The sequence below is a fragment of the Gemmatimonadota bacterium genome (assembly GCA_016209965.1).
Lineage (GTDB): Bacteria > Gemmatimonadota > Gemmatimonadetes > Longimicrobiales > RSA9 > JACQVE01.
This window is the reverse complement of sequence record JACQVE010000295.1, coordinates 1-3,211: the sequence shown is the minus strand read 5'-3', so window position 1 is coordinate 3,211 and position 3,211 is coordinate 1. Positions and strand designations below refer to the sequence as shown.

General features: G+C 70.2%; 3 protein-coding genes. All 3 read left to right on the top strand.

Features of this window, described 5'->3' with window-relative positions; genetic code table 11:
• Positions 1 to 758: TatD family hydrolase (locus tag HY703_11720; GenBank protein MBI4545856.1), on the top strand; the 758-nt coding region annotated here is incomplete at its 5' end.
• Positions 759 to 903: 145 nt separating this feature from the next.
• Positions 904 to 2,694 (top strand): DNA mismatch repair endonuclease MutL, encoded by a 1,791-nt coding sequence (mutL, locus tag HY703_11715; protein MBI4545855.1) that lies wholly within the window; start codon positions 904 to 906, stop codon positions 2,692 to 2,694.
• The coding region (locus HY703_11710) for a hypothetical protein (GenBank protein MBI4545854.1) at positions 2,687 to 3,211 on the top strand (525 nt) is incomplete at its 3' end. The genes mutL and HY703_11710, both read left to right, overlap by 8 nt.

Here is a 3,211-nt window from a genome sequence, read left to right as displayed (position 1 = left end):
TCTTCGATAGCCACTGCCATCTGACCGACGAGCGCCTGAGCGCCGAGCTGGACGCGGTGCTCGAGCGGGCGCGCGCGCAGCAGGTGACCCGCCTGGTCACGGTCGCCAGCGATGCGGAGGATAGCGCGCGCGTCTGCGAGCTCGCGGCCTCCCGCCCCGGCGTGTGGGCCACCGCCGGGATCCACCCGCACCTGGCGGATCGGGCGGATGACGAGGCTCTCGAACGTGTCGCCGCCCTGGCCCTGCGTTCCGAAGTCGTCGCTCTCGGTGAGACGGGGCTCGATTACCACTACGAACACGCCTCGCGCTCCACTCAGCGGCGCGCCTTTGTGCGGCAGCTCGAGCTGGCCGGGCAACTCGCGCTGCCCGCCGTTGTACACTCGCGCGCGGCAGACGCGGACACAGCCGCGCTCGTACGCGAGGCACGCGGCGTCGTCGGCGTGCTGCACTGTTTTGCGGGCAGTTTGCTGCTGCTCGAGGCCGGCCTGGAAAGCGGGTGGTACATCTCCTTCTCCGGGCTCGTTAGCTTCGCCAATTACCAGGGTGCCGATCTCGTGCGTGCTGTGCCCGCGGACCGCTTGCTGATCGAGACCGACAGCCCCTACCTGGCGCCCGTGCCCAGGCGGGGCCGGCGCAACGAGCCGGCCTTCCTGCGCTTCGTCGCGGAAGCTGTGGCCGCGCTACGCGGCGAATCGCTGGAGCAGGTTGCGGCCACGACCGCGCGCAACGCCTGCACGCTCTACAAGCTGCACGAGTGACGCGCACTTCGCACGATGGCGGTCGGCCACGACTCCCGCTGCAACGCTCACCGGCGCCGTGATTTTTCACCGCTTGCGACGTATTATGCATTGATGTGGCCGGCGGCTCCCCGCCGGCCCTATCGTAACCGTCCGGGACGGAGCCATGCCCCGCCGCGTTCACATTCTGCCTGACGCCCTCGCCAACCAGATCGCCGCCGGTGAAGTGGTCGAACGCCCGGCATCGGTGGTCAAGGAGCTGGTCGAGAATGCGCTGGATGCGGCCGCGACCCGGGTCGAGGTCTCGATCAAGAACGGCGGCAAGACCGAGATCCGGGTATCGGACGATGGGTGCGGCATGGGCCGCGAGGACGCCCTGCTCTCCCTGGACCGCTACGCCACCAGCAAGATCGCCGCGCCCGAGGACCTGAAGGCTGTGCGCAGCTTCGGCTTCCGGGGCGAAGCACTGCCCTCCATTGCCTCGGTATCCCGGCTAACGCTCGAGACTGCGGAGGCCGGAGGGGTGGGCTCGCGGCTGCGGGTTGCGGCCGGCCGTATCCTGGGCATCGAGGATTGCGCGCGGCAGCCCGGCACGACGGTGACGGTGTCCAGCCTGTTTTACAACGTGGCAGCCCGCGCCAAGTTCCTGCGCTCGAGCGCGGTCGAGACACGGGCAGTGGCGGAAGTCCTCACCAGGCTTTCACTGGCGAACCTGTCGGCCGCGTTCCGCCTCGATTCCAACGGCCGAGAGCTGGTAGACCTCCCGCCTGCCGCGGAGCTGGCCGCGCGCATCGCCGCGCTCTGGGGCGATGAAGCAGCAGCCAGCCTGGTGCCAGCGCTCGGTGACCTGAACGGTGTGACCGTGGCGGGGCTGATCGAGCGGCCTGATGCCGCGAACCGCGGGCCGCGTCGCGCCTACCTCTTCGTGGGCGGCCGCCCGTTCCGGGACCGGGAGCTCGTGTACGCGGCGGAGCGCGCCTATCGCACCACCGTACCCCTCGGCACGCGCCCTTCCTTGCTCCTCTACTTCGAGGTCCCGGCTGGTGGGGTGGATGTGAACGTGCACCCGTCCAAGGCGGAGGTCCGGTTCCGGGACCGGGCGGGTGTCGAGGCTGCAGTCGAGGCGGCCGTGCGCAAGGCACTGGGCTCGCTCGAGAGCGCCGCGACGCTGGACCGCCACCTGCCGCTGCCGCAGATCCGGGCGGCCAGCCCTCCGCCGGCGGAGGCGGTGAGCGGAGGCGGCGCGAGTCAGCTCGCGCTGTTTATGCCTGTCCCGGAGGGCGTGGACGCGCTGGAAATCCTGGATGGGCCCGCTGCCGCTTGGGGGGCGCCTGCGGCAGCCGAATCGGCAGCGGCCGGGCGACCGGCGGCAGCGCCTCCGCAGGCGTCGCTGTGGCAGCTCCACAGCGCTTACATCCTCGCGGAAACGCGCAGCGGGCTGCTGATCATCGACCAGCACTCCGCACACGAGCGGATCCTTTTCGACGAGATGATGCGCGGCTTTGCCGATGGCGGGCTCACCAGCCAGCGGCTGCTCTTCCCCATCACCCTGCGCCTCTCGCCGGCCGAGTACGATACCGTGCGCGACCTGCAACCTCTCTTTGCCCAGGCCGGCTTCGAGATCGAGCCGTTCGGCGGCCGCACCATCATCGTGCACGCCGCACCAAACCCGCACCCCTACTTCAGCGCCGAGCGCTGCCTTCGCGAGATGCTGACCGAGCTGGTGCAGGGAAGCGAATTGACTGGCGCGGCGCGCAACCAGCACGAGCGCATTGCCATGACCTTCGCCTGCAAGGCGGCCATCAAGGCAGGTCAGCCGCTCTCGCCGCCCGAGATGCGCGAGCTGTTCGAGCGGCTCTTCGCCACCGAGCTTCCTTACCACGACGTGCACGGCCGGCCGACCGTGGTCCGCCTCTCACTCCCCGAGCTCGAGCGCCGGTTCGGAAGGCATGGTTAGGAGTGACGCGCCCCGTCCCGAGCAAGCCCGACGCCCGGAGGCGGCGGGCCTTCCTCGAACACCGCGCGTCCAGCCTCAAGATGCCCTCGTGATCACCGGCCCCACGGCTACAGGGAAGACCACGTTGGCCCTCGAGGTCGCAGAGCGTCTCGGTGGCGAGATCATCTCGATGGACTCGCGGCAGGTCTACCGTGGGCTGGACATCGGCACGGCCAAGCCCACGCTGGCACAGCGGGCGCGCGTGCCGCATCACGGCCTCGACCTGGTCGACCCGAACGAGCGCTACAGCGCCGGCCGCTTCGCGCGCGAAGCGCGTTGCTGGATGGCGGGGATCCGCGCCCGCAGCCGCGTCCCCTTGCTCGTCGGCGGAACCGGCTTCTTTCTACGCGCGCTCACGCATCCTCTCTTTCGCGAGCCGCCCATGCCGCCCGAGCGCCGCGAGCGATTCAAGCGCTACGTGGCCCGGCACGGGATGGACGAGCTGCGCCGCTGGCTGGGCGCGCTCGATCCGGCCAGC

What these genes read in the sequence shown, in the direction of transcription:
- mutL (MBI4545855.1), top strand. Translation starts at nt 904, where the DNA reads ATGCCCCGCCGCGTTCACATTCTGCCTGACGCCCTCGCCAACCAGATC.